The organism is Microbacterium sp. BK668, from assembly GCF_004362195.1.
In the GTDB taxonomy this organism is placed as follows: domain Bacteria; phylum Actinomycetota; class Actinomycetes; order Actinomycetales; family Microbacteriaceae; genus Microbacterium.
The window spans coordinates 1,700,344-1,724,715 of sequence record NZ_SNWG01000001.1; the positions used below are offsets into that span (position 1 = coordinate 1,700,344).

Sequence of the window (24,372 nt, forward strand, 5' to 3'; positions counted from 1 at the left end):
CGAGCAGAGCATCCCGCCCAGCGGAAAGGCAGCGCTTGCCACGGCGCGGTCGACCTAGCATGGAGGAAGGCCGAGGCATCCGTCGCCCCGGCCCCGCGACGCGAGGAAGCACCGGTAGGCACCATGGTCAAGCCCGCACCGACCGACGACATCGACGAGTCCAAGGTCACGCACGACAAGCCGAAGAAGGTCGCCGTCGGGGTCCCCGCGGTCATCCGCGCCCTGCAGATGTCGAACGACCAGATGGGGGTCGTCCGGAGCGTCCAGACGCTGCGCCGGGTCAACCAGAAGGACGGCTTCGACTGCCCCGGATGCGCGTGGCCCGAGAACGACCACCGCCACCTCGCAGAGTTCTGCGAGAACGGGGCGAAGGCCGTGGCCGAGGAGGCGACGCTCCGCCGCGTGGGCGCGGACTTCTTCGCCGAGCACTCCATCGCCGAGCTGGAGGGCCACGATGACTGGTGGCTCGGCCAGCAGGGCCGCCTGACCGAGCCGATGCTGCTCGAGGAGGGGGCCACGCACTACCGGCCCATCTCATGGGACGACGCCTTGAGCGAGATCGCGGAGGCGCTGAAGAGCCTGGATGACCCGGACGAGGCCGTCTTCTACACCTCCGGCCGCACATCCAACGAGGCTGCCTTCCTCTACCAGCTCCTCGTACGCGGCCTCGGCACCAACAACCTGCCGGACTGCTCGAACATGTGCCACGAGTCATCCGGGTCCGCCCTCACCGAGACCATCGGAATCGGCAAGGGCACCGTGTCGATCGACGACATCTACCAGGCCGAGCTCATCATCGTCGCCGGCCAGAACCCCGGCACCAACCACCCCCGCATGCTCAGCGCCCTCGAGAAGGCGAAGCAGAAAGGGGCGAAGATCATCGCCGTCAATCCGCTGCCCGAGGCGGGGCTCATCCGGTTCGAGAATCCGCAGACGGTGCGGGGCGTCGCGTTCGGCGGCACGAAGCTCGCCGACGAATTCGTCCAGATCCGCCTCGGCGGCGACCAGGCCCTTTTCCAGGCGATCGGCAAGCACCTGCTCGAGGCGGACGCGGCGACGGGGCCGGGCGCCGGCGAAGCCGTCCTCGACCACGACTTCATCGCACAGCACACGAGCGGGTTCGCCGCGTACGCGGAGGCGATGGCGGATGCCTCGTGGGCGGAGCTCTGCGAGGCCACCGGACTGTCGGAGGCGGTGCTGCGAGGCGTCGGCGAGGCCGTCCGCACGTCACGCGCGACGATCGTCTGCTGGGCGATGGGGCTGACGCAGCACAAGCACTCCGTGCCGATGCTGCGCGACGTGGTCAACGTGCTGCTGCTGCAGGGCAGCATCGGCCGCCCGGGAGCCGGTGTATGCCCCGTCCGCGGTCACTCGAACGTGCAGGGCGACCGCACCGTGGGGATCTACGAGAAGCCGTCCGCGCGCTTCCTCGAAGCCCTCGACGCGGAATTCGCGTTCACGTCGCCGCGCGAGCACGGGTATGACACGGTGCAGGCGATCCGCGCGATGCGCGACGGGCGGGTCCGCTTCTTCATGGGAATGGGCGGCAACTTCGTCCTCGCCACGCCCGACACGGGCATCACCGAGCCGGCGATGCGCAACGTCGAGCTGACCGTGCAGGTGTCGACGAAGCTGAACCGGTCGCACGTCGTGACGGGCAGGCGCGCAATCATCCTGCCCACCCTCGGGAGGACCGACCGCGATCGGCGCGGCGGCGTCGAGCAGCGCGTGTCGGTCGAGGACTCCATGGGAGCCGTCCACTCGTCGCGTGGCCGTCTCGCCCCGCCCTCCGAGGACCTTCTGAGCGAGGTGGCGATCGTCGCGCGGCTGTGCGCCCTGGTGTTCGGGGCGGCGGCCGCCGCCCCACCCGTCCCCGAGGGCACGGGTGTCGTCGATCCCGAGCAGATCGACCGCGAGCAGGTGGAGAGATCGCCGCGCGAGGAGGCGGAGGCGCCGCAGACGCCTGCGCCGAGGCATCCTCTCAACGTCCCGCGCGCGGACTGGGCGGCCCTCGAGGCGGACTACGCGCTCATCCGGCACCACATCCAGAACGTGATCCCCGGGTTCGACGACTACGAGAAGCGGATCGACAAGGGCGGGACTCTCCACCTGCCGAACGGACCCCGCGACGCGCGGACCTTCGCCACGGTCGACGGCAAGGCCCGCTTCACCAGGAACCCGCTGGAGTACCCGCGCATCCCGCCGGGTCGCGTGCTCCTGCAGACCCTCCGCTCGCACGACCAGTACAACACCACGATCTACGGCAAGGACGATCGCTATCGCGGCATCCAGGGCGGCCGACGGGTTGTCCTGGTCAACGCGGACGACATCCGCGCCCTCGGCTTCGTCGAGGACGAGATCGTCGACCTGGTGTCCGAGTGGACCGGACAGGACGGCGTCCTGCAGGAGCGTCGCGCCGAGGAGTTCCGCGTCGTCGCGTACAGCACGCCGCGCGGCAACGCCGCCGCCTACTACCCCGAGACCAACGTGCTCGTACCCCTCGACTCCGTGGCGGACGTGAGCGGCACACCGACGTCGAAGTCCGTCGTGGTGCGGCTCGAGCACCGGGAGTAGTCCCGTGCGCTGACGGAGATGCGCAGGAGGGCGGAGATGCGCAGGATGGCGGAGATGTGCAGGATGACGGAGATGTGCAGGATGACGGAGCCTGCGGGGTGCCGGCATCCGTCTTCGTCGCACAACTCCGTCGTCGTGCGCACGCGGTCTCGCGCTCCGGTCGGCCCCGCCCGCTGAGAAAGTTCGGCAAGACCGGGCCGAGGCATCCGTCACGGCAATAACGTCGGTATCGTGACCGACCTCACCTCCCCGACCGGGCAGGAGCCCGCGCTCCGCGCCGTCCCTCGTGCCGACGGGGAGCCGCCTCGTGCCCTCGTGCTCGGAGCGACCGGGTACATCGGCGGTCGCCTCGTGCCGCGACTGCTCGCCGCGGGCTACCGCGTGCGCGTCCTCGCGCGCGATGCCACCAGGGTCGGCACCTTCGACTGGTCGGAGCGCGTCGAGGTGGTCGAGGGTGCGGCGGGCGATGCCGAGGCCGTCGCCGAGGCCGTGGGCGATGTGGATGTGCTCTACTACCTCATCCACTCGATGTCGTCGGGCAAGGCCTTCGAGGAGGCCGACCGCGTTGCGGCGCGGACCGTCGCGGATGCGGCGGCGGCAGCCGGCGTCCATCGCATCGTGTACCTGGGCGGCCTCCACCCCGACGACGCGGACCTGTCGCCTCACCTGCGCTCGAGGGTCGAGGTGGGGGAGATCCTTCTCGCGTCCGGCGTGCCGACGCTCGTGCTGCAGGCCGGAGTGGTCATCGGGTCCGGATCGGCGTCGTTCGAGATGGTGCGGCACCTCACCGAGGTGCTGCCCTACATGCCCGCTCCGAAGTGGGTGCGCAACCGCATCCAGCCGATCGCGGTGCGCGACGTGATGCACTACCTGCTCGGGGCCGCGCGGGTCGACGACGACGTCAACCGTGCGGTCGACATCGGCGGTCCCGACGTGCTGCGCTACGGGCAGATGATGAACGGCTACGCCGTCGAGGCGGGGCTGCCCCAGCGTGCGATCGCGGCGCTGCCCGTGCTCACGCCGCGGCTCGCCTCGCACTGGGTGAACCTCGTGACCCCGATCCCGCGGTCCATCGCGCGGCCGCTCGTCGAGTCGCTGCAGAACGACTGCATCGTGAAGAACGACGACGTCGACGCGCTCATCCCCCCTCCCGAGGACGGCCTGACCCCCTATCGCCGGGCGGTGGCGCTGGCCCTCGGCCGCGAGAACGAGGACAACGTCGAGACGAGCTGGCTCGACGCCGAGGTGCTCGGCGTGCCGAGCGATCCGCTGCCGAGCGACCCGGACTGGGCGGGCCGGACGGTCTTCACCGACGTGCGCACGGCCCACACGACGGCCGATCCGGCGCGCCTGTGGGCGGTCATCGAGGGGATCGGCGGCGTCAACGGCTGGTACTCGCAGCCGCTGCTGTGGGCCGTCCGCGGCTGGATGGACAAGCTCGTCGGCGGCGTCGGCCTGGCACGCGGCCGGCGCAGCAGGTCGAGACTCGAGGTCGGCGACGCGCTGGACTTCTGGCGCGTGGAGGCGATCGAGCCGGGACGGATGCTGCGCCTGCGCGCGGAGATGAAGGTTCCGGGCGGCGCGTGGCTCGAGCTGCGGGCGAGCCCCGACGGCAGCGGCTCCCGCTACGACCAGCGGGCGGTCTTCTTCCCGAGGGGACTCACCGGACGGCTCTACTGGCTCGCCGTGCTGCCCTTCCACGGATTCATCTTCCGCGGCATGGCGAACCGCATCACCGCCACGGCGGAGGGGACCGGCTCGGAGCCGCGAACGGCGACCGCCGGCTCGGAGCCGCGGACGGCGACCGCCGGCTCGGAGCCGCGAACGGCGACCGCCGGCTCGTAGGCTGGATGCATGAGCTACTCCGCCGCCGTCATCACGGTCTCCGACCGCTCCGCGGCGGGCGCGCGTCCGGACGCCGCGGGCCCCGCGGCCGTCTCGCGGCTCATCGAGGGCGGCTTCGCGTGCGATGAGCCGATCGTCGTCCCCGACGGCGCCGACAGCGTCGAGCGCGCGCTGTGGGCGGTGCTGGCCGGGGGTGCGCGGCTCGTCGTCACCATGGGCGGAACCGGCGTGGGCCCACGGGACGAAACCCCGGAAGGCACGGCGCGTGTCATCGGACGTCCGGTGCCGGGCATCGCCGAGGAGCTCCGGCGGCTCGGCGCTGCCGAGACCCCGGGTGGCATGATCTCCCGCGGTCTGTCCGGTGTCGTCGACCCCGTGCCGGGTGTCACGGAGGGAGCGCTCATCGTCAACCTTCCCGGGTCGCCGAAGGCCGTGGCATCCGGGATCCCCGTCGTCCTCTCCGTCGCACGCCACGTGATCGACCAGCTGGCGGGCGGTGATCACGCGTGAGCGCCGTGCGCGTGAGCGCCGTGCGCCTGGCCGCCGTGAGCGACCGCCCCCTCGACCTCGCGGCCCACGTGACGGCGGTGGAGGATCCGACGTGCGGCGCCGTCACCACGTTCGTCGGACGCGTGCGGGATCACGATCCGGATGCCGCGACCCGCGTCGTCGCGCTGGAATACACCGCGCATCCCGACGTCGAGGAGACCCTGAACCGCCTCGCGGTGGACGCGATCGGCACGACCGGAGCGCTCGTCGCGGTCAGCCATCGGATCGGGCGGCTCGAGGTCGGTGATCTCGCGGTCGTCATCGCCGTCGCCTCGTCGCACCGCGCAGAGGCGTTCGACGTGTGCCGCACGCTCATCGAGACGATCAAGACCGACCTGCCGGTGTGGAAGCGGCAGGTCGAGGCCGACGGCACGACGGCGTGGAAGGGTCTCGGCGGCTGACCCCCAGCGGCTGCCCCTCGGCGGCTGACCCCCGGCGAGTCCGCGGGGAGCCTCCGTACGACGGACGGAGCTGCGAGCCTCCGTACGACGGATGGAGACTCAGCGAGCCTCTGCGAGCCTGGGTCGGTCGGAGAATCGCGCCTCGGTCGGACGATTCGGGCCGGATGATCCGACGTGCGTGCGATCCTCCGACGTGGTGAGGGACCTCACGTCGGATCCGACCCCCTCAGCCGCCGGCGAACGGGGGCAGCACGTCGACGAGGTCGTCGGCCCCGAGAGGCGTCTGGTCGTCGACCCGGGCGCCGCCGACGAGGACGGCGCAGCGGGGCAGGATGCCGCCCAGGCCGGGGTGGTCGGTCGAGACGGCTCGGCGCAGGTCGCCGAGGGTGCGCTCGCCGCGCTCCTCGACCTCGAGCCCGGTCGCCTCCGCGGCCGCGGCGAAGTAGCGGACGCGCGCCATCAGGCCTCCCACCCCTGGGCGAGCTCGATGACGGCGGCGGCGGCGGACCGGACATCCTCGGGCGAACCGCCCGCGCGTCCGGCGACGAGCCCCGCGACGAACGTGCTGATGGGTGCCGCTGGACGCGCCACGCCGTTCGCTGCCTCGCGCGCGAGGTCGAGGACCAGCGCGATGGGCACGTCGCCGTCGGAGAGATCGAAGCGCTCGCGGAGCGCGCGGGCCCAGGCGTCGAGCGCTTCGGGCGGGAGGGTTCGGGATGCCTCGGTCATGGTGTCTCCTCCTCAGCGGCGGGTGACGGCGAGGTGCGGGCCGCGACCTCGCGGGCTCTGTGGAGATCCTCCCACGTGTCGACATCGCTGGTCAGATCATCGGGCGCCGCGACCGCGGCGATCGCGAGATCCTCGAGCAGATCCCGCACCGGTGCGTCCCGGCCCTGATCGGGAATCACGCGGGCAGCTGCTCGCAGAGCACGTGTCCGGTAGAGGCCGGTCAGCCACTGCGGACGACTCGACGGGTCGGTGAGGCAGACCCCCTCGGTGTCGGAGGGCAGGAGGAGGATGCCGGATCTGAGCCGCTCGACGGCGGCGCCGACGAAGGGAAGGTCGCATGCCAGGAGGAACGTCCAGTCGGGCTCGGGATCCCACAGCTCGGCACGGCTGAAGGCGGCGACGATCCCGGCGACGGGACCGCCGAAGGGAGGCTCTTCAGAGACCCAGCTGACGTCGAGCGACGCGTCCAGCACCGGGGCCGCCACGACGATCGGGCGCGCCGCGGCGCCGCGGGCGGCGTCGACCGCGCGGGCGAGGAGGGAGCGTCCGCCGACCTCGAAGAGCGGTTTGACGGCCCCGCCGACGCGCCTCGCCCGGCCGCCCGCGAGGAGCACGGCGCCGAACGTCGGGGCAGGCACGGTCACGGCTCGGCGACGAGGGTGCTGCCTCCGTGGCCGGACGCGGCTGGTGGCGTGTCGTCCCCGCGGGGCGGCTCGGCGGAGGGTGTGACGTCGTGGCGGCCGGGCTCGGCGGGGGGTGTGACGTCGTGCCGGCCGGCCTCGGCGGGGCCGTCGCGATGGCCGGGCTCGGCTGAGGGCGTGTCGTCCCCGCCGGAGGGCTCGGCGGCGGGGCCTCGGTCCCCGTGGGGCGCGGCGAGGGACGCGCTCGGCCAGGGCTCGGGCTCGTCTGGACGCCTCCACGAGCCCGAGCGACCGCCTTCCTTGGCCGTGATGCGCACGCTCTCGATCGACGTCGCCTTGTCTAGGCCCTTCACCATGTCGACGACCGCGAGAGCCGTCACCGACACCGCCGTGAGCGCCTCCATCTCGACGCCTGTCCGATCGGCGGTTCGGACGGTCGCCTCGATCTCGACTCCGCCGTCGACGACGACGAGGTCGACGACCGCCCCGTGAACGCCGATGACGTGGGCGAGGGGGAGGAGGTCGGGCGTCCTCTTGGCCGCCTGGATCCCCGCGATGCGGGCCACGGCGAGCACGTCGCCTTTCGGGATCGTCCCGTCACGGAGCGCCGCGACGACGTCGGGCGAGCAGCGCACGAAGCCGCGCGCCGTCGCGGCACGGACGGTGGGCGGCTTCGCCGTGACATCGACCATGCGCGCCCGGCCGGAGTCGTCGAGGTGCGGAAAGCTCATGTGATCAGCATGACATCGACGAGATCGCCGGCCGCGACGGCGTCGACGTCGGCGCCGACGATCGCGTAGGCCTCGGCGCGCCCGAGCCCTCCAGCGAGGTGCGAGCCCGAGCCGCCCGCCGTCGCCGGGCGGACAGTCCACCGCGCGGGATCGGACCGGTCGAGGACCGCGGGGAGGTACTGGCGACGATCCGGAGGCGTTCGCCAGCCGGCGGCCGCAGGGAGCCGCAGAAGCGGGCGGTGCAGCACCGTCCGCTTCTGCAAGCGGAGCAGGGCGGGACGCACGAACACCTCGAACGAGACCGCGGCGCTGACGGGATTCCCGGGAAGGCCGAACAGCAGCATGCCGTCGTCGGTCGCTCCGAAGCCCTGCGGCTTGCCGGGCTGCATCCGCACCTTCGTGAACTCCATCATCCCGGCGAGGGTGGTCTTGACCGGCTCGTATGCGCCCGCGCTGACACCGCCCGTGAAGACGACGGCGTCGGCGCCGAGCGCGGATGCCTCGGCCACCGCCCGCAGCGGTCCGTCTCCGTCGTCGGCGACGCTGAGCCGCATGACGACCTCGCCGCCCGCGCCGCCCACGAGGCCGACGAGCAGCTCGCTGTTGGACTCGGGGATCTGACCGTGCCGGAGCGGCGCTCCCGGCGCGACGAGTTCGGAGCCGGTCGAGACGACCGCGACCCGGGGCCGCCGCGAGACGACGACCTCGGCGACTCCCGCCGCGGCCGCCGCCGCGAGCTGCAGCGCGCCGAGCTCGACACCGGCAGGGAGGAGCTCGTCACCGACGACGGCATCCTCGCCGCGGCGCCGGACGTGCGCTCGCGAGGCCGTCGGAGCGCGCTCGACCAAGACCTCGCCGAGGGAGTCGGCCAGGCCGCCCCGCGTGTGCTCGAAGGGCACGATCACGTCTGCCGCGGTCGGGACCGGCGCGCCGGTCATGATCCGCGCCGCCTCACCGGGGCCGAGCGACGGATCGAGAGAGGTGCCGGCCGGAAGGTCGGCGACGACGACGAGACGCGCGGGGTGCTCCGGCGAGGCATCCGCGACATCCTCGAACCGGGCGGCGAAGCCGTCCATCGCCGAGTTGTCGAAGACGGGGATGTCGACGAGTGCGCGGACCGGGTCGCGCGATGTGAAGCCGAGGGCCGCGGGGACGGGTACCGTCGTGGCCTCGACGCCGCCGCAATCGTCGACGCGGGCGAGGATGAGCGCCTGCTGCTCCTCGACCTCGCGGAGTGCGTCCGCGCTCACGCCGTCATCCGCGCGGCCGTCGACGCCCGCCACGCGTCGATGCCGCCGGCGAGCACCTCGGCGTCGACGCCGGCGCGGCGGAGGGCTTCGGCCGCGCGCCGGGCGCGGAGGCCGACCTGGCACACGATGACCACACGTCCAGATCCCGTGAGCATCGCGGGGTCGGCCAGCAGGACGCCGAGGGGGATGTGCCGGGATCCGGGGATCATGCCGGACTGCACCTCGGCGTCTTCGCGGACGTCGACGATGAGGGCGCCAGCCAGCGCGGCCGGTCCCACGAAGGGCACGACCGGCGCGGGCTCCCCCGGCGGCGGGACAGCCGTGGCATCCGTCATCGACGTCCGCAGCGGCACCTCGTGCTGGCGCGCCCGAAGGCCGTCCACCACGAGCACGCGTCCGAGCAGGGTCTCACCAACCCCCGTCACGAGCTTGATGGCCTCGGTCGCGAGGAGCGCGCCCACCTGCATGCACAGGGCGCCCAGCACACCGACGTCGGCGCACGACGGCACGTCGCCGACGCTTCCCGACGGGTACAGGTCGGCGAGGACGACGGGGGAGAACCCGCGCGGCGGACGATTCCAGAAGACCGTGACCTGCGCGTCGAACCCCTGCACCGAGCCCCATACGAGCGGGACCCCCAACTCTTCGCAGCCGGATGCCACGGCCTCTCGCGTCTCGAAGGTGTCGGTGCCGTCGATCACGAGGTGCGCGTCCGCGAGGATGCGCGCAGCGCTGGAGGACGTGAGGCGCTCGCGGATCGGCCGCACGAGCGTGTCCGGAGCGAGGTCGCCGGCCGCGCGGACGGCGCTGTCGACCTTGGGCGCGCCGAGGTCGCCGAGGCGGTGGAGGATCTGCCGCTGCAGGTTGGACAGCTCTACCACGTCGTCGTCGATCACGACGATCTCGCCCACCCCCGCGGCGGCCAAGGCCAGCACGACCGGGGATCCCAGTCCGCCCGCCCCGACCACGGCGACGCGGGCCGCTGCCAGGCGACGCTGCGCGATCTCGCCGAAACCGGCCAGCCGCGCGTGCCGTGCCGTGCGCACGCGCTCGAGGTCACCGAGAACGGCGACGGGCTCGACCAGGGGCGGCAGAGGCATGGGACCAGCGTATCCGCGAGGCCGACAACGGGCTCGAGCATCCGCAGCAGCGGAACCTCAACCGGGATTGATCCGCAGAAGCGGTGATATCGTCGGTTCCATGCCGGGCTACAAGATCGCCGAAGCGGCTCGGCTGCTCGGAGTGAGCGATGACACGGTCCGACGCTGGATCGATCAGGGAGTCCTCCCCATCAGGCAGTCGTCGCCCATCGAGGTGCCGGGGGAGGCGCTCGCCGAGCGCGCCGTCGAGCTCGCGCGCGCCGCATCCGATCCGACCGACGTGCTCTCCAGCGCCCGCAATCGTTTCGTCGGACTCGTGACGCGCGTGCAGCGGGACGGGATCATGGCCCAGGTCGACATCCAGGCGGGGCCCCACCGTGTCGTGTCGCTGCTGTCCGCCGAGGCTGTCGCGGAGCTGGGGCTCGAGGTCGGCTCGCTCGCCGTCGCGGTGGTCAAGGCGACGAACGTCATCGTCGAGACGCCCAAGGGCCGGCTGTGAGGCGAGCTCTCGCGGCCGGGGCGATCACCGTCGCCGCTTTGCTCATGACGGGTTGCACCCTCCCGAGCGCCGCCGTCCCGGACGTCGCCTCGACCCCCGCGGGCGGCCGGGGTGACGAGCTGTCCGGGGAGCTGACCATCTACGCCGCCGCCTCCCTCAAGTCCGCGTTCGACGAGCTCGCGATGCAGTTCGAGCGGCAGCATCCCGGAGTCGACGTCCGGCCGATCGTCTACGACGGCTCGAGCACGCTGGCGACGCAGCTTCTCGAGGGGGCGCCCGCCGACGTCTTCGCGTCGGCGGACGAGGCGAACATGTCGAAGCTGACCGACGCCGGGCTGGCTGTCGATCCGGAGCTGTTCGCGACGAACACCCTTGTCATCGCGACTCCGGCGGGCAACCCGGGCGGCGTCGAAGACCTCGCCGACCTCGCCGACGACAGCGTGACCGTGGTGCTGTGCGCTCCCGAGGTGCCGTGCGGAGCCGCATCGCAGAGGCTCCTCGCGACGGCGGGCCTCTCCGTCTCTCCGGCGAGCTCGGAGCAGAACGTCACCGCCGTTCTCGCGAAGGTCGCCGCCGGCGAGGCGGACGCCGGGCTCGTGTACGCGACCGATGTGCAGGGCAGGGCCGATGTCGAGGCTCTCGTGCCGGAGGGAGCGGGCGAGGTCGTCAACCGCTATCCGATCGCTGCGATGAGGGATGCCGCGAACCCCGACGCCGCCGCCGCGTTCGCCGCGTTCGTGGGGAGCGCGGACGGGCGCGTCGTGCTGAAGCGTCTCGGCTTCGGCGCGCCGTGAGGCGGGAAGGCGGGGGCTTCGTCCCGCAGATCCTGATCGTGCCCGCCGTCGTCGGGCTCGCCCTGCTCGTGCTTCCGCTGGCAACGCTCGTCGCCCGCGTCGACTGGTCGACACTGTGGGCCGATGTGACCGCACCCGAGGCGGTATCCGCCCTGCTGCTCTCCCTCACCACGGGACTGGTCGCGACGATCGCGTGCGTCGTCCTCGGCGTGCCGCTCGCCCTTCTGATCGCGCGGAGCGGGCCGGGGCTGGCCGGCGTCCTGCGCGCGCTCGTGACCGTGCCGCTCGTGCTGCCGCCGATGGTGGGCGGCATCGCCCTGCTCTTCCTCTTCGGGCGCACCAGCTGGCTCGGCGGCATGCTCGCCGAGCTCGGCATCCGTCTCCCGTTCTCCACCCCCGCTGTCGTGCTGGCGCAGACGTTCGTCGCGCTGCCGTTCCTGGTCCTCGCCGTCGAAGGGTCGCTGCGCACGAGCGGTGTCGGCTACGAGCAGACGGCCGCCGCTCTCGGGGCGGGACGCTGGACGATCCTCCGCCGCGTCACCCTTCCGCTCGCGGCGCCGGGGCTCGTCGCCGGTGTGATCCTGTGCTTCGCTCGCGCGATCGGCGAATTCGGCGCGACGGCGCTCTTCGCGGGGAACGCGCCAGGAGTGACGCAGACGATGCCGCTCGCGATCTACACCGCGTTCAACGGCGCCGGCGTCACGCAGGGCACCGCCGTCGCTCTCTCCCTCCTCCTGCTCGTCACGGCGATCGCGGTGCTGCTCCTCGTGCGGGCGTGGCGCCCGGAGACGCCGCGATGACCGGAGAGGCGCTGGATGCGCGCGTCGTCGTCGTCCGGCACGGCTTCACCCTCGACGCGGCGGTCGCCGCCCAGCCCGGCGAGGTCGTCGCCGTCATGGGACCGAGCGGCGCCGGTAAGTCGACCCTTCTCGCCGCGCTCGCGGGTCTCGTCCCGCTGACGGACGGGCACGTCCGGCTGGGGGAGCGGACGCTGGATGCCGCGCCCCGCCCGCGTGCCCACGTGACGCCGTCGAAGCGCGGTGTCGTGCTGCTCGGGCAGGATCCGCGCCTCTTCCCGCACCTGACGGCGCACGAGAACGTCGCGTTCGGCCCGCTCGCGCGGGGTGTCGACCGGACCGTCGCGCATGCCGAGGCCGACGAGTGGCTGTGGCGCGTCGGCCTCGCGGGCAGGGGCGCCCGCCGGCCGGCACAGCTGTCGGGCGGCCAGCAGCAGCGCGTCGCGATCGCGCGCGCCCTCGCGACATCCCCCGCCGCGCTCCTGCTCGACGAACCGCTCACCTCTCTGGACACCGAGACCGCGGCCGACATCCGGGCGATGGTGCGGGAGCAGCTCGCGGCGACCCGCACCACGGCGGTCGTGGCGACCCACGACGCCGTGGACTCGATCTCGCTCGCGGATCGGCTCGTGGTCGTGGAGGAGGGCCGCGTGACGCAGTCCGGTCCGGTGCGGGAAGTGCTCGCGACCCCCGCATCGCGCTTCGTCGCGGCGGTCTCCGGGCTCAACCGGGTCGTCGGCACGGTCGAGTCCGGACGATGGACGAGCGGAGGGCTCGTCCTGGAAGCGGGGGATGCCGGGCCTGCCGCCGGCCTGTCCGTCGGCTCCCCGGCGGGCGCGGCGACCGCCGCGGTGTTCTCGCCGGCGGCGGTGCGGCTCGAGCCGATCGACGGGGCGACCTGGACCGGAGCGCTGCGGCTCGAGGCATCCATGTCGCTCACTCGGCCGGCCGGTGAGTGGCTCGGCCGTATCGTGCGGCTGGAGCAGACCCCAGCGGGGGTGCGGGTGCGAACGGCCGGGCCCGAAGTCGCCGTGGACCTCCCCGCCGACCGCGCCGCCGCCGCGGGGCTCGTCCCGGGCGCACCGGTGCGCCTGCGGATCGATCCGGCCGACGTGCGGTTCATCCCCGCATAGGCGCCGGAGCGGGTCCGGCGGCCGGGGCGCGGTGTCCGGGCTCGAAGGTTCCATTCGCCCGGCCAGCCCTGTTCCGACGGGCCGGGCGGACGGTGTCCGAATCGGCCTCTAGACTCGCCGCGTGCCCCGTATCCGGCCGTTCCAGCGCGGCGACGAGCCGGCGCTCGCCGATATCTGCCTGCGGACCGCCGACGAGGGCGGCGACGCGACCGGCATCTTCGACGACGACGAGATCTGGGCGCAGATCTTCGTCCTGCCCTATGTCGCCCGCCATCCCGAGTTCGCCTTCGTGGTCGAGGCCGACGACGGCCGGGTCGCCGGCTACATCGTGTGCGCGCCCGACACGCGGGCGTTCGAGGACTGGTTCGCGGGTGAATGGTGGCCCCGATTCGCTGAGCGATGGCCGCGCCCCGACCTGGAGCGCAACAGGCAGGACGGCACGCTCCGATACGCCTACGCCCGCCGTGCGGGCGCCGAGCCATACGGCGACGACTATCCGGCACACCTCCACATCGACCTCCTGCCCGAGCTCCAGGGGCAGGGCTGGGGTCGGCGGCTGGTCGAGACGCTCGTCAGCGCGCTGCGCGAGCACGGCATCCACGGCCTGCACCTCGTCGCCTCGGCCGGCAACACCGGCGCCATCGCGTTCTACCCGCGCCTCGGGTTCGTGCCGCTGCCCTCCCACGAGGGAGTGCAGGCGTTCGGCATGACGCTCTAGCTGTCGACGAGATCGCGCACGCGGCGCCGCTCGAGCAGGGCCGCGGCCCGCGCATCCGCAACGAGGCGATCGTCGAGCTTCGTCGCGCCGTCGTCCACCCAGCCGTGTCGCTGGTAGAAGGACGCCGCGCGCTCGTTGCCGTCGAGATACCAGAGGTGCGCGCGGCGGAATCCGGCCCGGCGCAGGAAGTCCTCGGCCGCGGTCATCAGCGCGTGCCCGACGCCGGTCGACCAGTGCGCCGGCAGCGTGTAGATGGCGTACACCTCGCCCCACCCGTCCGTCTCGCCGTCGCGCGACGGCCCCGCCGCCGCCCAGCCGACCGGCTCGCCGCCGACCTCGGCGATCAGCTCGACGCTCTGCGGGTCGACGTGGCGCTCCTCCCAGTGCGTCGCGCGGCGCTGGGCCTCGCGGTCGATGTCGAAGCGGTCGAGGACCTCCGCCGCGATGAGCCCGGCATAGGCCGCGCGCCACGTCTCCACGCGGATCGTCGCGATCGCGCGGGCGTCGCCGACGCTCGCCCTGCGCACCACCACCTGGGTCATGACACGACGCTACCGGGGTCCCGCCCAGCGGTTCGCTTGCGGCGTTCGGCATCGCGCTGCGTCGAACGGCGCAACCGAACCCCTGGACGCGCGTTCGCTTGCGGCGTTCGGCATAGCGCCGCGTCGAACGGCGCAACCGGACCCCTGGACGCGCGTTCGCTTGCGGCATTCGGCATCGCGCGGCGCGGAACGGCGCAACCGAACCCCTGGACGCGCGTTCGCTTGCGGCATTCGGCATCGCGCGGCCCCAGAACCGGGCGGTGGGCGGTCCGCCATCGGTCATGTGCCGGGATGCCCGCCCGTCGAGCCGTTCCGGGAATGCGCGACCAGGCGCCCGCGGTCCAGCCGCACGGTGCGGTCGACCAGGCCGGCGGGGACCGTCACGTGCGAGATCAGCACGACCGCCTGATCGTGCCAGACCGCGGTGAGCAGATCGCCGAGGAGGGCGTCGGATGCCTCGGGGTCGACTCCCGCCGTCGGCTCGTCGAGGATCAGCACCGGGAAGCGCCGCAGCAGAGCCCGCGCCAGGGCGAGGCGCTGGGCCTGGCCGCCCGAGATCAGGGCGCCTCGCTCGCCGACCCGGGCATCCAGGCCGCCCCGCTCCCGCAGCCACGCTCCCAGCCCGACCCGCTCCAGCGTCGACACCAGCTCGGCGTCGGTCGCCGTGTCGCGAGCGAAGAGCAGGTTCTGGCGGATGTCCTCGTCGAAGAGCATCGGCTGCTGCTCGCAGAGCCCGACCGTGAGCCGCACATCGTCGGAGGCGAGGTCACCGACCGACCGGTCTCCGATGGAGTACCTCCCCGTGACGTCCAGGAACCGCACGAGGGCGTGGGCGAGCGTGGTCTTGCCGGAGCCGCTCGAGCCGACGACGAGCACGCGCTCGCCGGGTCGCACGTCGAAGTCGATGCCGGTGAGGGACGCCTCGGCCGCGCCGGGCCACCGCGCAGAGACGCGGCGAAGTCGCAGGCCGCGACCGAGCTCCGGCGCGACGCCGCTCGCCGGCACGCTCTCGGGCACGAGCTCGGCGGGTGCCTTCACGGGGACCGACTCGGCGATGCGCTCCGCCGAGGCTCGCACCTGGCGCCACGCGGAGGCGGCCATCGGCACGCTCCCGAAGACCTCGAACACCGCCATCGGCACGAGCACCACGACGCCCAGCGCCGGGGCCGAAAGCGCGCCGTCGAGGAGGGCCGGGGTCGCGACGACGATCGCCGCGATCGACGCGGCGCCCGCGACGAGGGAGACGACCGCGGCTGTTCCCGCCTGAGCGGCGCTGCGCTGCACGACCGCGCGCCGGAGCGCGGCGTCCGCCTCGCGGATGCGTGCCCGGCTTTCGGTCTCGGCGCCGTACGCGAGCAGGACATCGAGGCTGCCGAGGTGATCGACGATGGCGTCGGCGAGGCGCGAGCGCAGTGGTGCGATCGCGCGCTCCGCCCTCGCGCCGGACGCCCATCCCCAGAGGATCGCGGCGGCGGCGGCGACGAGGACGCAGGCCAGGAGCGTCAGCGCGGCGGGCCACCAGACGAAGGCCACGAGCACGACGGAGCCGAGCGCCACGGCGGCCGAGGCGACGAGCGGCTGCACGACCCGCAGGGGCAGGTTCTGCAGGTCGTCGACGTCGTCCACCAGCGCTGCGAGGACGGACCCACGTCGGGACCGCGTCACGCCGTCGGGCGCGAAGGGGATGAGCCGTCGCACGAGATCGGAACGCGTGACGGCGAGCTGGCGCAGGGCCGCGTCGTGGCCGGCGAGGCGATCGAGGTAGCGGAACGACGCGCGGGTGAGCGCGAAGAGCCGCACCCCGACCACGGCGGCCGTGATGTACATGACGAGGGGCTGCTCGCTCGCGCGCACGATGAGCCATGCGCTCACCGCCAGCAGAGCGACGGCGGATGCCTCGGAGACGAACGCGGATGCCGCGCCCGGCCAGAAGCGCCTGCCCGACGGCATCGCGGTCCGCAGCACACCGGCCGTCGTCGCCTCCACCGACTGTGAGACAGCATCCGCGCGCCGAGACAGCGGGATCGCCCCGCTGTCCCGGCGCTCAGCTGACGTTTCGCGGGGAGAGGGGGGCCGGCGCGGGGAGGGAGAGCTCATGCCGGGACCTCGATGTGCTCGAGGCGGACGACCGTGTCGGCGATCTCGCGCGCCGAGGTGCGGTGCGAGACGAGGACGACGGTCGCGCCGGAGTCGGCGAGGCGGCGCACCGAGGCCCACAGGCGCTCCTCCGTCTCGGCGTCGAGGGCGGAGCTCGGCTCGTCGAGGGCGAGAACCGGGGCGTGGCCGCGCAGATGGCGGTGGAAGGCGCGTGCGACCGCGACGCGCTGCGCCTGTCCGCCGGACAGCCCCGCGCCCTGGACGCCGAGCTCGTGGTCCGGCTCCAGATCGCCTGCGCCCGCGAGCTCCAGCGCGCGACGCACGGTGGCGTCGTCCGTCGTGGCGTCGCCGAGCGCGACGTTCGCGCGGATGGTTCCCGCCATGAGCCCAGGACTCTGCCCTGCCCACGCCAGCCACGTCGACGGGGCGAGGTCGCGCAGCGACCGGCCGTCGTACGCGGCCCGCCCCTCGAAACCTGCTGCTCCGCGGAGCACGGCGAGGAGACTCGACTTGCCCGAGCCGCTCGGACCCTCCAGGAGCACGACCTCCCCCGGGCGGGCAATGAGGTCGACGGGTGGGAGCAGGCGCTCGCCGCGTCGGACCTGGACGGCGTCGAGGGTGAGGATGCCGGGCGTCGAAGCCGCGCGCGCCGGGTGGTTCGACCCTTCGGCCGGCTCGCGGACCGGGTTGGGGTCAGCGCCCGGAAGCGAGTCGGGAAGGGGCTGGGGCGGAAGTGTCGCCGGGGCGTGGGAGGCGGCATCCAGCACGGCGAACACGTCGTCGGTCGCGGCGACCCCCTCGGCCGCGGCGTGGAACTGCACGCCCACCTGTCGCAGCGGCAGGTAGGCCTCGGGCGCGAGGAGCAGCACGAAGAGCCCGACCAGGAGTTCGAGCGAGCCGTCGAGGAGGCGGAACCCGATCGAGACGGCGACGATCGCGACCGAGATCGAGGCGAGGAACTCGAGCGCGAAGCCCGAGAGGAACGAGACGCGCAGCACCTTCATCGTCTCGGCGCGGTACTGCTCGGTGACGGACGAGATGGATGCCGCGGCCCGGTGCTGGCGGCCGAAGACCTTCAGTGTCGACAGGCCCTGCACGGTGTCGGAGAAGCGTGCCGCCAGGTGGTGGAGGGTCTGCCACTGCCGCTGCTGGACGGCGCGCGTGGCGAGTCCGATCAGCACCATGAAGATCGGGATGAGGGGCAGCGTGAGCAGCACCGTGAGACCGGAGATCCAGTCCTGCCACCACATGACGGCGACGAGGATCGGCGTCGCGATGATCGTCTGCACGAGCTGCGGGAGGTACCGGCCGAAGTAGGCCTCGAGCGCTGCGAGGCCGCGCCCGGCCGTGACGGCCAGCTGCGCCGTGTTGCGCCTGCCGATCCACTCGGGCCCGAGCGCGCCGACCGCGCCGACGAGCGAGTCCCGCAGCTGAGCCTCCACTCGCGCCGCGGCGCGCGCCGCGACGCTCTCGCGTGCCCACAGCAGCACAGCTCTGGCGGCCACGGCGGCGACGAGCAGGCCGAGCGTCGGCGCGAGCTCGGGCAGCGGCATCCCGTCCACCGCCCCGACGATCGCCGAGGTCAGCAGCCACGCGACCGCGACGATGACGAGCGTCTGGGCCGTCGCGATCGCGGCGATCGCGACGAAGAAGCCCCGCGACGCCGACGCGTACTTCAGCAGTCGCGGATCGACGGGGGGCGTGCGCTTCGCGCGGCCCCCGGCATCCTTCTCACTCATCCCGCTCCCGACCCTACCCACCGGCGAATCCGCACAACCGTGCCCGAGACCTCATGCCCGCCCCGTCCTGGTGTGCGGGCTCGAGCCTCGAAGTGCAGTCTCGGCGACCGGAGTGGCACTGCGATCGGCGTCAGTGCACCACCGCGGCGGCGCGCTCGATGCGGGTGCGCGAGACGCGCTTGCGGAAGACCCAGTACGTCCACCCCTGATAGAGCAGCACGAGCGGGAGGAAGACGAGGGCCGCCCAGCTCATGATCGTGAGGGTGTAGTCCGTGCTCGACGCGTTCTCGATGGTGAGGCTGTTCGCGACGTCGGTCGTCGACGGCATGACGTTCGGGAAGAGCGCGAACCACAGCGCGAGCACGGCCGTCACGATCGTCGCCGCGCCGAGGCCGAACGCCCACCCCTCCCGATCGCGCGCGTTGGCGACGAGGGAGGATACGAGGGCGACGGCCGCGATCGCCGAGAGGATCACGACGAGTCCGACAGCGGGAGCTCCGGCCGCCGCGGCGTTGAGGATCGTCCACGCGAGGAAGAGGGCGGCCGCCACGACGGTCAGGATGCCGCTGCGACGTGCGAGCGTCCGTGCGTCGCGGTGCACCTGTCCGTCGGTCTTCAGCGCGACGAAGTAGACCCCGTGCGTGAAGAAGAGCAGCAGCGTCGTCAGCCCGCCGAGGAGGCCGTACGGATTGAGGAGAGTCAGGAGCGACCCGGTGAACTCGTGGTCGGCGTCCAGCGGAACGCCCTGGACGATGTTGGCGATCGCGACGCCCCACAGGAAGGCCGGGACGGCGGAGCCGATCACGATCATGCGGTCGAAGCGCCGCTTCCATTCCGCGCCTTCGCGCTGGTGCCGGTACTCGAACGAGACGCCGCGCAGGATGAGCGCCAGCAGGATCAGCAGCAGGGCGAGGTAGAAGCCGCTGAACAGCGTCGCGTACCACTCCGGGAACGCGGCGAACAGGCACGCACCGGCGACGATGATCCACGTCTCGTTGAGATCCCACACGGGACCGATCGTGTTGATGATCTGCCGGCGGCTGATGTCGTCCTTCCCGAGGAACGGAAGCGACATGCCCACGCCGAAGTCGAAGCCGTCGAGGACGAAGTAGCCGACGAAGAGGAAGCCGACGATGAAGAACCAGAGGTATGCGAGATCCATGGCGGGCTCCTCCTAGTACACCGTGGTGGGCGTGTCTTCGAGCGCCAGTTCGGACGGATGAGGGTCGTCGGGTCCGGGCAGGGGGTCCGGTCCCTTCTGGGCGGTCTTCATGATCAGCCGGATCTCGACGACGGCGAGCGCCGCGTAGATCGCCGTGAAGGACAGCAGCGAGATGAGCACGGTCCAGCCCGGGACGCTGGGCGAGACGCCGTCCTCCGTGAGCATGAGGCCGAAGACGATCCACGGCTGGCGGCCCATCTCGGTGAAGATCCACCCGACGAGGATGGCGAAGAGCGAAGCCGGCCACGCCCAGACGGCGAGCTTCCAGGCCCACGCGGGGACGTCCCGCTTGGCGCTCTTGCGCGTGAGCCACAGGCCGACGACCGCGGTGAGCGCCGCCAGGCCGCCGAGGCCGATCATCCAGCGGAAGGACCAGTACGTGACCCAGAGGACCGGGGCGAAGCTGCCGTCGACCCGGTCGGCGAACTGGGGGAAGAGCTGCGTGGTGTACTCGGCGTTCAGATCGTTGATGCCCTCGACGCAGCCGTCGAGCGAATGCGTGGACAGCAGCGAGAGCAGGTAGGGGACGCGGATCGAGAACAGCTCGCTGGAGCCGTCGGGCGTGCCGAGCGTGAAGATCGAGAACGAGGCATCCGCCCCGCAGACGGTGTTGAACGTCGCCTCGGCCGCCGCCATCTTCATCGGCTGCGTCGACACCATCACGAGGCTCAGCTGGTCGCCCGAGAGCGCGACGCCGCCGAACGCGACGAGCATGCCCCACAGGCCGTACTTGAGGGACGAGCGCATCATCTCGACGTTCTGCCGCCGGGCGAGCTGCCAGGCGGAGATCGAGATGATCACGCCGGCCGTCATCATGAACGCCGCGAAGAGCGTGTGGGGGAGAGCCGCCAGCGCGACGGGGTTCGTCAGGACGGCGAGGAAGTCGTTCATCTCGGCGCGGCTGCCGTCCTGCGACATCTGGTAGCCGACGGGGTTCTGCATGAACGCGTTCGCGGCGAGGATGAAATACGCCGAGAACCACGCGCCGATCGTGGCGATCCAGATGCTCGCGAGGTGCAGGCCCCTGGGCAGCTTGTCCCACCCGAAGATCCAGAGCCCGATGAAGGTCGCTTCGAAGAAGAAGGCCATCAGACCCTCGAAGGCGAGGGGAGCACCGAACACGTCGCCGACGAAGCGGGAGTAGGACGACCAGTTCATCCCGAACTGGAACTCCTGCACGATGCCCGTCACGACGCCCATCGCGAAGTTGATGAGGAAGATCTTGCCGAAGAAGCGGGTCAGATGGAGCCACTTCACGTTCCCGGTCCGGAACCACGCCGTCTGGAAGATCGAGACCGTCAGTGCCATCCCCAGGGTGAGCGGCACGAACAGGAAGTGGTAGAGCGTCGTCAGGCCGAACTGCCAGCGGGCGAGCAGCAGCGGATCGAGCCAGTCCATGCGATGTCCTCCAGATCACGTGCGACTTGCGGCCCACGGTACACAGGAACCGGAGCGCTTACGACCTGATGAGAGGCGATTAGTTCGACATCGAGAGATGTGGTCTGACCATACAGCCCGAGAGGTCACGGCTAACCTGGAGCAAGCGACGGGAGGTGCGCTTTCGTGACGACGATTCCGGTGACGATCGGGATGCCGCGACCCCGGGTCGCGGCGGACTCCGGTCCGGGCCCGCACGGGCGGCCCGGGGACCCCCTCGTCGACCGCTTCGGCCGGGTGCACCGTGATCTGCGCATCTCGCTGACCGACCGCTGCTCGCTGCGCTGCACCTATTGCATGCCCGAGCAGGGCAACGAATGGCTCGCGAGGTCCAGCATCCTGACCCTCGATGAGATCGTCGCCGTCGCCCGCGTGGCGGCCTCGGACGGTGTGACGACCTTCCGGCTCACCGGCGGCGAGCCGCTGCTGCGGCCGGACATCGTCGAGGTCGTGCGCCGGCTCGGCGAGATCACCGCGCCCGACGGCCGGCTGGTCGAGCTCGCGATGACGACGAACGGCATCCGCCTCCCGGATCTGCTGCCGGGGCTGGTCGCCGCCGGGCTCGGGCGACTCAACATCTCGCTCGACACGCTGCGGCGGGATCGGTTCCGGGATCTCACCCGCCGGGATCGGCTCGACGAGGTGCTCGAGGGCATCGCGGCGGCCGCGGCATCCGGCCTCCGCCCCTTGAAGCTGAACGCCGTGGCGATGCGCGACGTGAACGACGACGAGCTGGTCGACCTGGTCGAGTTCGCCCTCGCGCACGACGCCGAGCTGCGATTCATCGAGCAGATGCCGCTCGATGCCGGCCACACGTGGGACCGCTCGCGGATGGTCACGCGCGACGAGATCCTCGCCACCCTGTCGACGCGCTGGCACCTGACCCCCGTGCCGGGGCGCGGCGGAGCGCCGGCTGAACGGTGGATGCTCGACCGTGGTCCCCGCTCGGTGGGAGTCATCGCATCCGTCACGGCGCCCTTCTGCGGCGACTGCGATCGCCTGCGCCTGACCGCGGACGGTCAGCTGCGCAACTGCCTGTTCTCCACGACGGAGTACGACCTGCTGCCGATCCTTCGACAGGCTCACGGGCCGGATGTGGCGGCCTCGATCGACGACGCGATCGACGGGATGCTGCGCTCCTGCGTCGACGGCAAGCTGCCCGGTCACGCGATCAACGACCCCGGGTTCCTCCAGCCCGCGCGCGGCATGAACGCGATCGGCGGCTGAGCGGGCGCGCGAAGCGCCGCAGACGAGCCGCTCTGACCTGTCGTCACCGCCCGGTCCGCTCCCGGCTCTACGGGCATACCCTGAAGGCATGGGACGGATCACGGCGCGCAGGCCCGTCGTCAAGATCACGCTCGGCGTGGGCGAGACGCGGCGGCCCGACACGCTCGCCGTCGAGGAGCCCCTCGAGATCCGCGTCGGGGGTGCGCCGCTCGTCGTGACGATGCGGACGCCCGGGCACGACGTCGAGCTCGCGGCCGGATTCCTCGTCTCGGAGGGCGTGATCTCCTCCGGCGAGCAGTTCCGCTCGGCGATCCACTGCGGCGGCCCCGGCACCGGCGCTGCTCCGGCGAGTGGGGAGGGGAACACCTACAACATCCTCGACGTCGCGCTGGCGCCGGGAGCAGCGCTTCCGGCGGCCGACCTCGCGCGCAACTTCTACACGACCAGCTCCTGCGGGCTGTGCGGGAAGGCGTCGATCGAGGCCGTCGAGACGGTCTCGTCCTACGACGTCAGCGCCGACGACGCCGTGCTGGATGCCGAGGCGCTCGCGGCGTTCCCCGACCGGCTGCGGGCGCAGCAGAGCGTGTTCGACAAGACGGGCGGACTTCACGCGGCGGCGCTTTTCGATGCACGCACGGGGGAGCTGCTCGTGCTGCGAGAAGACGTCGGTCGCCACAACGCCGTCGACAAGGTGATCGGATGGGCGGTCCTCCAGGACCGCCTCCCACTGCGGGGCACGGTGCTCCAGGTCTCCGGGCGCGCCAGCTTCGAGCTCGTCCAGAAGGCCGTCATGGCGGGGCTTCCCGTCCTGGCGGCCGTGTCGGCTCCCTCGTCGCTCGCCGTCGAGCTCGCGGAGGCATCCGGTCTCACGCTCGTCGGATTCCTCCGGGGCGCGTCGATGAACGTCTACTCCCGAGCGGACCGCGTGCGCGTGTCCGCGCCCGTCACCGCATAGCAGCCGTGGCCGGCGCCGCCGGACTCAGAAGACGAACGTCTGTCCCACGATCAGGATGGCGATCACGAAGACGGCGATGATGCCGCCGACGATCGCGAGGGTGCGACCCGAGAGCTTGGCCACCGAGAAGCCGACGAGGAACGGCAGCGCGACCAGAAGCAGCGTGACAAGCCACCAGAACGCGACATAGCCGCCCTGCGACGCCTCTGAGAGGCGCCCTGCGAACAGCTGCTGGGTGTTCGGGTGCGTCGCGAACGAGAACGCAGCCGAGAGCGGCACGGCGATGAACGCGGCGACGATGATGCCCGACAGGTAGCCCCACAGGACGGTCTTGCTGCCGAGGTCGTCGTCTTCGGCCATCGTCGTGGCGCGTCCCTTGCTCGAGGCGGCGGGGCGATTGCTCGTCGAGGAGGGGCGGCGGTTGCTCTTGGTGGCCATGCGGTTGACTCTAGCGACCCCCATGCCGGGACGCCGGGACGGATTCGCCCGGCACGGGTGAGTGATGACGACGGATGCCGCGGCATCCGTCGACTCCATCCCGAGGTGCAGTCCGCGCTTGTGGGCGCTCTCTCGTCGGCCTCCCCGGATGTTGTGAGCAACGACCAATTCGTCTGCATAGAGCCGGCGCTAGCTTCGAGAGATGCCGCGCGACGTGCGGGGGGCGGCCGGCCTGGGGCGAAGGGGTATGGGGAATGTTCGAGTGCACGACGTGCGGGCGCGAGTATCCGTCGCGACTCGAGGCGGCGCTGTGCGGCGACGCCGACTCGTGGGAGACCGAGGACCGTCGCGTCGGCGTGATCTTCCGCTCCGTGGACTGAGCGCGGCCGACACACCAGAGCCGACGACACCCCGTGCGATGTCGTCGGCTGTGATGCGGCGACCCGTCCGCCGAACGCCTCTGGACCTGCGTGTGCGTCGTCCCGCGCGGGCCCGATCGGGGGTCGCCACGGCGGCGGACGGGTCGAGGTCTCTTCAGGTCACATGTCCTCCGGCGCGAGGTCGCCCTGACCCTCGTCGCCGAGCTCGGCGTAGAGGGGATCCTCGCCCTGCGTGTCGGGCATGTACTCCTCCTCGCCGAGGACCCGGGGGACGCTGCCCATGTGGGGCTCGCCCGAGTACTCGTCGGGATCGTTCGCGATGATGTCGGGGTCCGTCGCGTCCGCTCCCTCGCTGTCGGCGGTGCCCGCGTCTGCGTCGTCGTCGGCGATGGAGCTGTCCGAGACGGCCGGGCTGTCGGTGCCGAGGGCGCCGTCCGCCAGCGTCCCGCTGTCGTCGCTCTCGGGGGCGTCGAGGTCCTCCTCGTCGACCCCGAGCGAGTCGTTGCGGGTCGTGGCTTCGAAGTCCGGTGTGAACATGTCGTCTCCTTCGTCTCGTGCGCGGATGGTGGTCGCG

24 protein-coding genes and 1 pseudogene are annotated in these 24,372 nt (G+C 72.1%); 12 read left to right on the plus strand and 13 right to left on the minus strand.

Annotated elements, in window-relative coordinates:
* Positions 1-123: 123 nt before the first annotated feature.
* The 4 genes from EV279_RS07440 to EV279_RS07455 all read left to right on the plus strand — a co-directional run bounded on the left by EV279_RS07440 (position 124) and on the right by EV279_RS07455 (position 5,369).
* The gene (locus EV279_RS07440; protein ID WP_133542207.1) at positions 124-2,574 is read left to right on the plus strand and encodes an FdhF/YdeP family oxidoreductase; all 2,451 of its coding nucleotides are present in this window, start codon (positions 124-126) and stop codon (positions 2,572-2,574) included.
* A 231-nt stretch (positions 2,575-2,805) separates the two neighbouring features.
* On the plus strand, positions 2,806-4,419 hold the full coding sequence (locus tag EV279_RS07445; RefSeq protein WP_133542209.1) for an SDR family oxidoreductase: 1,614 nt from the start codon (positions 2,806-2,808) through the stop codon (positions 4,417-4,419).
* Between the two features lie 9 nt (positions 4,420-4,428).
* Positions 4,429-4,929 (plus strand): MogA/MoaB family molybdenum cofactor biosynthesis protein, encoded by a 501-nt coding sequence (locus EV279_RS07450; RefSeq protein ID WP_133542211.1) that lies wholly within the window; start codon positions 4,429-4,431, stop codon positions 4,927-4,929.
* A gap of 11 nt (positions 4,930-4,940) precedes the next feature.
* On the plus strand, positions 4,941-5,369 hold the full coding sequence (locus EV279_RS07455) for a molybdenum cofactor biosynthesis protein MoaE (RefSeq protein WP_133544736.1): 429 nt from the start codon (positions 4,941-4,943) through the stop codon (positions 5,367-5,369).
* Between the two features lie 226 nt (positions 5,370-5,595).
* Here EV279_RS07455 and EV279_RS07460 read toward each other — a convergent pair whose 3' ends face one another.
* The 6 genes and pseudogenes from EV279_RS07460 to EV279_RS07485 form a co-directional block, all read right to left on the minus strand.
* A complete protein-coding gene (locus EV279_RS07460) occupies positions 5,596-5,829 on the minus strand; it encodes a MoaD/ThiS family protein (RefSeq protein ID WP_133542213.1) in 234 nt (77 codons plus the stop codon).
* Entirely contained in the window at positions 5,829-6,098 is a 270-nt protein-coding gene (locus tag EV279_RS07465; protein ID WP_133542215.1) for a DUF6457 domain-containing protein, read from the minus strand. Before EV279_RS07465 ends, EV279_RS07460 begins: the two co-directional genes overlap by 1 nt.
* Positions 6,095-6,742 (minus strand): NTP transferase domain-containing protein, encoded by a 648-nt coding sequence (locus EV279_RS07470; RefSeq protein WP_133542217.1) that lies wholly within the window; start codon positions 6,740-6,742, stop codon positions 6,095-6,097. The genes EV279_RS07465 and EV279_RS07470 overlap by 4 nt, the downstream gene beginning before the upstream one ends.
* Positions 6,743-6,999: 257 nt before the next feature.
* A pseudogene (gene moaC, locus EV279_RS07475) lies at positions 7,000-7,470 on the minus strand (cyclic pyranopterin monophosphate synthase MoaC); the annotation flags it as partial.
* Positions 7,467-8,720 (minus strand): gephyrin-like molybdotransferase Glp, encoded by a 1,254-nt coding sequence (gene glp / locus EV279_RS07480; RefSeq protein ID WP_133542219.1) that lies wholly within the window; start codon positions 8,718-8,720, stop codon positions 7,467-7,469. The pseudogene moaC and the gene glp, both read right to left, overlap by 4 nt.
* Positions 8,717-9,820 carry a ThiF family adenylyltransferase gene (locus EV279_RS07485; protein ID WP_133542221.1) on the minus strand — a complete coding sequence of 368 codons (1,104 nt, stop codon included), beginning with the start codon at positions 9,818-9,820 and terminating at the stop codon, positions 8,717-8,719. The genes glp and EV279_RS07485 overlap by 4 nt, the downstream gene beginning before the upstream one ends.
* A gap of 100 nt (positions 9,821-9,920) precedes the next feature.
* Between EV279_RS07485 and EV279_RS07490 the strand changes: the two genes are divergently transcribed.
* The 5 genes from EV279_RS07490 to EV279_RS07510 all read left to right on the plus strand — a co-directional run bounded on the left by EV279_RS07490 (position 9,921) and on the right by EV279_RS07510 (position 13,761).
* Entirely contained in the window at positions 9,921-10,319 is a 399-nt protein-coding gene (locus tag EV279_RS07490; protein WP_133542223.1) for a TOBE domain-containing protein, read from the plus strand.
* Between the two features lie 44 nt (positions 10,320-10,363).
* Entirely contained in the window at positions 10,364-11,113 is a 750-nt protein-coding gene (modA, locus tag EV279_RS07495) for a molybdate ABC transporter substrate-binding protein (protein ID WP_133542225.1), read from the plus strand.
* A complete protein-coding gene (locus EV279_RS07500; protein WP_133542227.1) occupies positions 11,110-11,913 on the plus strand; it encodes an ABC transporter permease in 804 nt (267 codons plus the stop codon). Before modA ends, EV279_RS07500 begins: the two co-directional genes overlap by 4 nt.
* Entirely contained in the window at positions 11,910-13,043 is a 1,134-nt protein-coding gene (locus EV279_RS07505) for an ABC transporter ATP-binding protein (protein WP_133542229.1), read from the plus strand. Before EV279_RS07500 ends, EV279_RS07505 begins: the two co-directional genes overlap by 4 nt.
* A 121-nt stretch (positions 13,044-13,164) precedes the next feature.
* A complete protein-coding gene (locus EV279_RS07510; protein ID WP_133542231.1) occupies positions 13,165-13,761 on the plus strand; it encodes a GNAT family N-acetyltransferase in 597 nt (198 codons plus the stop codon).
* On the opposite strand, the gene EV279_RS07515 is transcribed toward EV279_RS07510, so the two are convergent.
* The 5 genes from EV279_RS07515 to EV279_RS07535 form a co-directional block, all read right to left on the minus strand.
* On the minus strand, positions 13,758-14,303 hold the full coding sequence (locus EV279_RS07515) for a GNAT family N-acetyltransferase (RefSeq protein ID WP_133542233.1): 546 nt from the start codon (positions 14,301-14,303) through the stop codon (positions 13,758-13,760). The genes EV279_RS07510 and EV279_RS07515 overlap by 4 nt on opposite strands.
* 279 nt (positions 14,304-14,582) lie before the next feature.
* Complete coding sequence (cydC, locus tag EV279_RS07520; RefSeq protein WP_133544738.1) at positions 14,583-16,253, minus strand: thiol reductant ABC exporter subunit CydC; 1,671 nt, start codon at positions 16,251-16,253, stop codon at positions 14,583-14,585.
* A gap of 143 nt (positions 16,254-16,396) precedes the next feature.
* Positions 16,397-18,139, minus strand: coding sequence for a thiol reductant ABC exporter subunit CydD (cydD, locus tag EV279_RS07525; RefSeq protein WP_133542234.1), 1,743 nt, complete (start codon positions 18,137-18,139; stop codon positions 16,397-16,399).
* 130 nt (positions 18,140-18,269) lie between these two features.
* Positions 18,270-19,301, minus strand: a complete 1,032-nt coding sequence (gene cydB, locus EV279_RS07530; RefSeq protein ID WP_133542236.1) for a cytochrome d ubiquinol oxidase subunit II — start codon at positions 19,299-19,301, stop codon at positions 18,270-18,272.
* 12 nt (positions 19,302-19,313) lie between these two features.
* Positions 19,314-20,759: a cytochrome ubiquinol oxidase subunit I gene (locus EV279_RS07535; RefSeq protein WP_133542238.1), complete on the minus strand. Its 1,446-nt coding sequence runs from the start codon at positions 20,757-20,759 to the stop codon at positions 19,314-19,316.
* A gap of 192 nt (positions 20,760-20,951) precedes the next feature.
* On the opposite strand from EV279_RS07535, the gene moaA reads away from it, so the two are divergent.
* Together moaA and fdhD are read left to right on the plus strand one after the other, a co-directional pair.
* Positions 20,952-22,025: a GTP 3',8-cyclase MoaA gene (gene moaA / locus EV279_RS07540; RefSeq protein WP_133544740.1), complete on the plus strand. Its 1,074-nt coding sequence runs from the start codon at positions 20,952-20,954 to the stop codon at positions 22,023-22,025.
* An 88-nt stretch (positions 22,026-22,113) separates the two neighbouring features.
* Positions 22,114-22,980 carry a formate dehydrogenase accessory sulfurtransferase FdhD gene (fdhD, locus tag EV279_RS07545; protein WP_133542240.1) on the plus strand — a complete coding sequence of 289 codons (867 nt, stop codon included), beginning with the start codon at positions 22,114-22,116 and terminating at the stop codon, positions 22,978-22,980.
* A gap of 24 nt (positions 22,981-23,004) precedes the next feature.
* Here fdhD and EV279_RS07550 read toward each other — a convergent pair whose 3' ends face one another.
* Complete coding sequence (locus tag EV279_RS07550; protein WP_243728475.1) at positions 23,005-23,418, minus strand: hypothetical protein; 414 nt, start codon at positions 23,416-23,418, stop codon at positions 23,005-23,007.
* Positions 23,419-23,672: 254 nt separating this feature from the next.
* On the opposite strand from EV279_RS07550, the gene EV279_RS17125 reads away from it, so the two are divergent.
* Positions 23,673-23,798, plus strand: a complete 126-nt coding sequence (locus EV279_RS17125) for a hypothetical protein (RefSeq protein ID WP_279526918.1) — start codon at positions 23,673-23,675, stop codon at positions 23,796-23,798.
* A gap of 159 nt (positions 23,799-23,957) precedes the next feature.
* Here the strand turns inward: EV279_RS17125 and EV279_RS16930 are convergent, their stop codons facing one another.
* Complete coding sequence (locus EV279_RS16930; protein ID WP_208109498.1) at positions 23,958-24,335, minus strand: hypothetical protein; 378 nt, start codon at positions 24,333-24,335, stop codon at positions 23,958-23,960.
* Between the last annotated feature and the right edge of the window lie 37 nt (positions 24,336-24,372).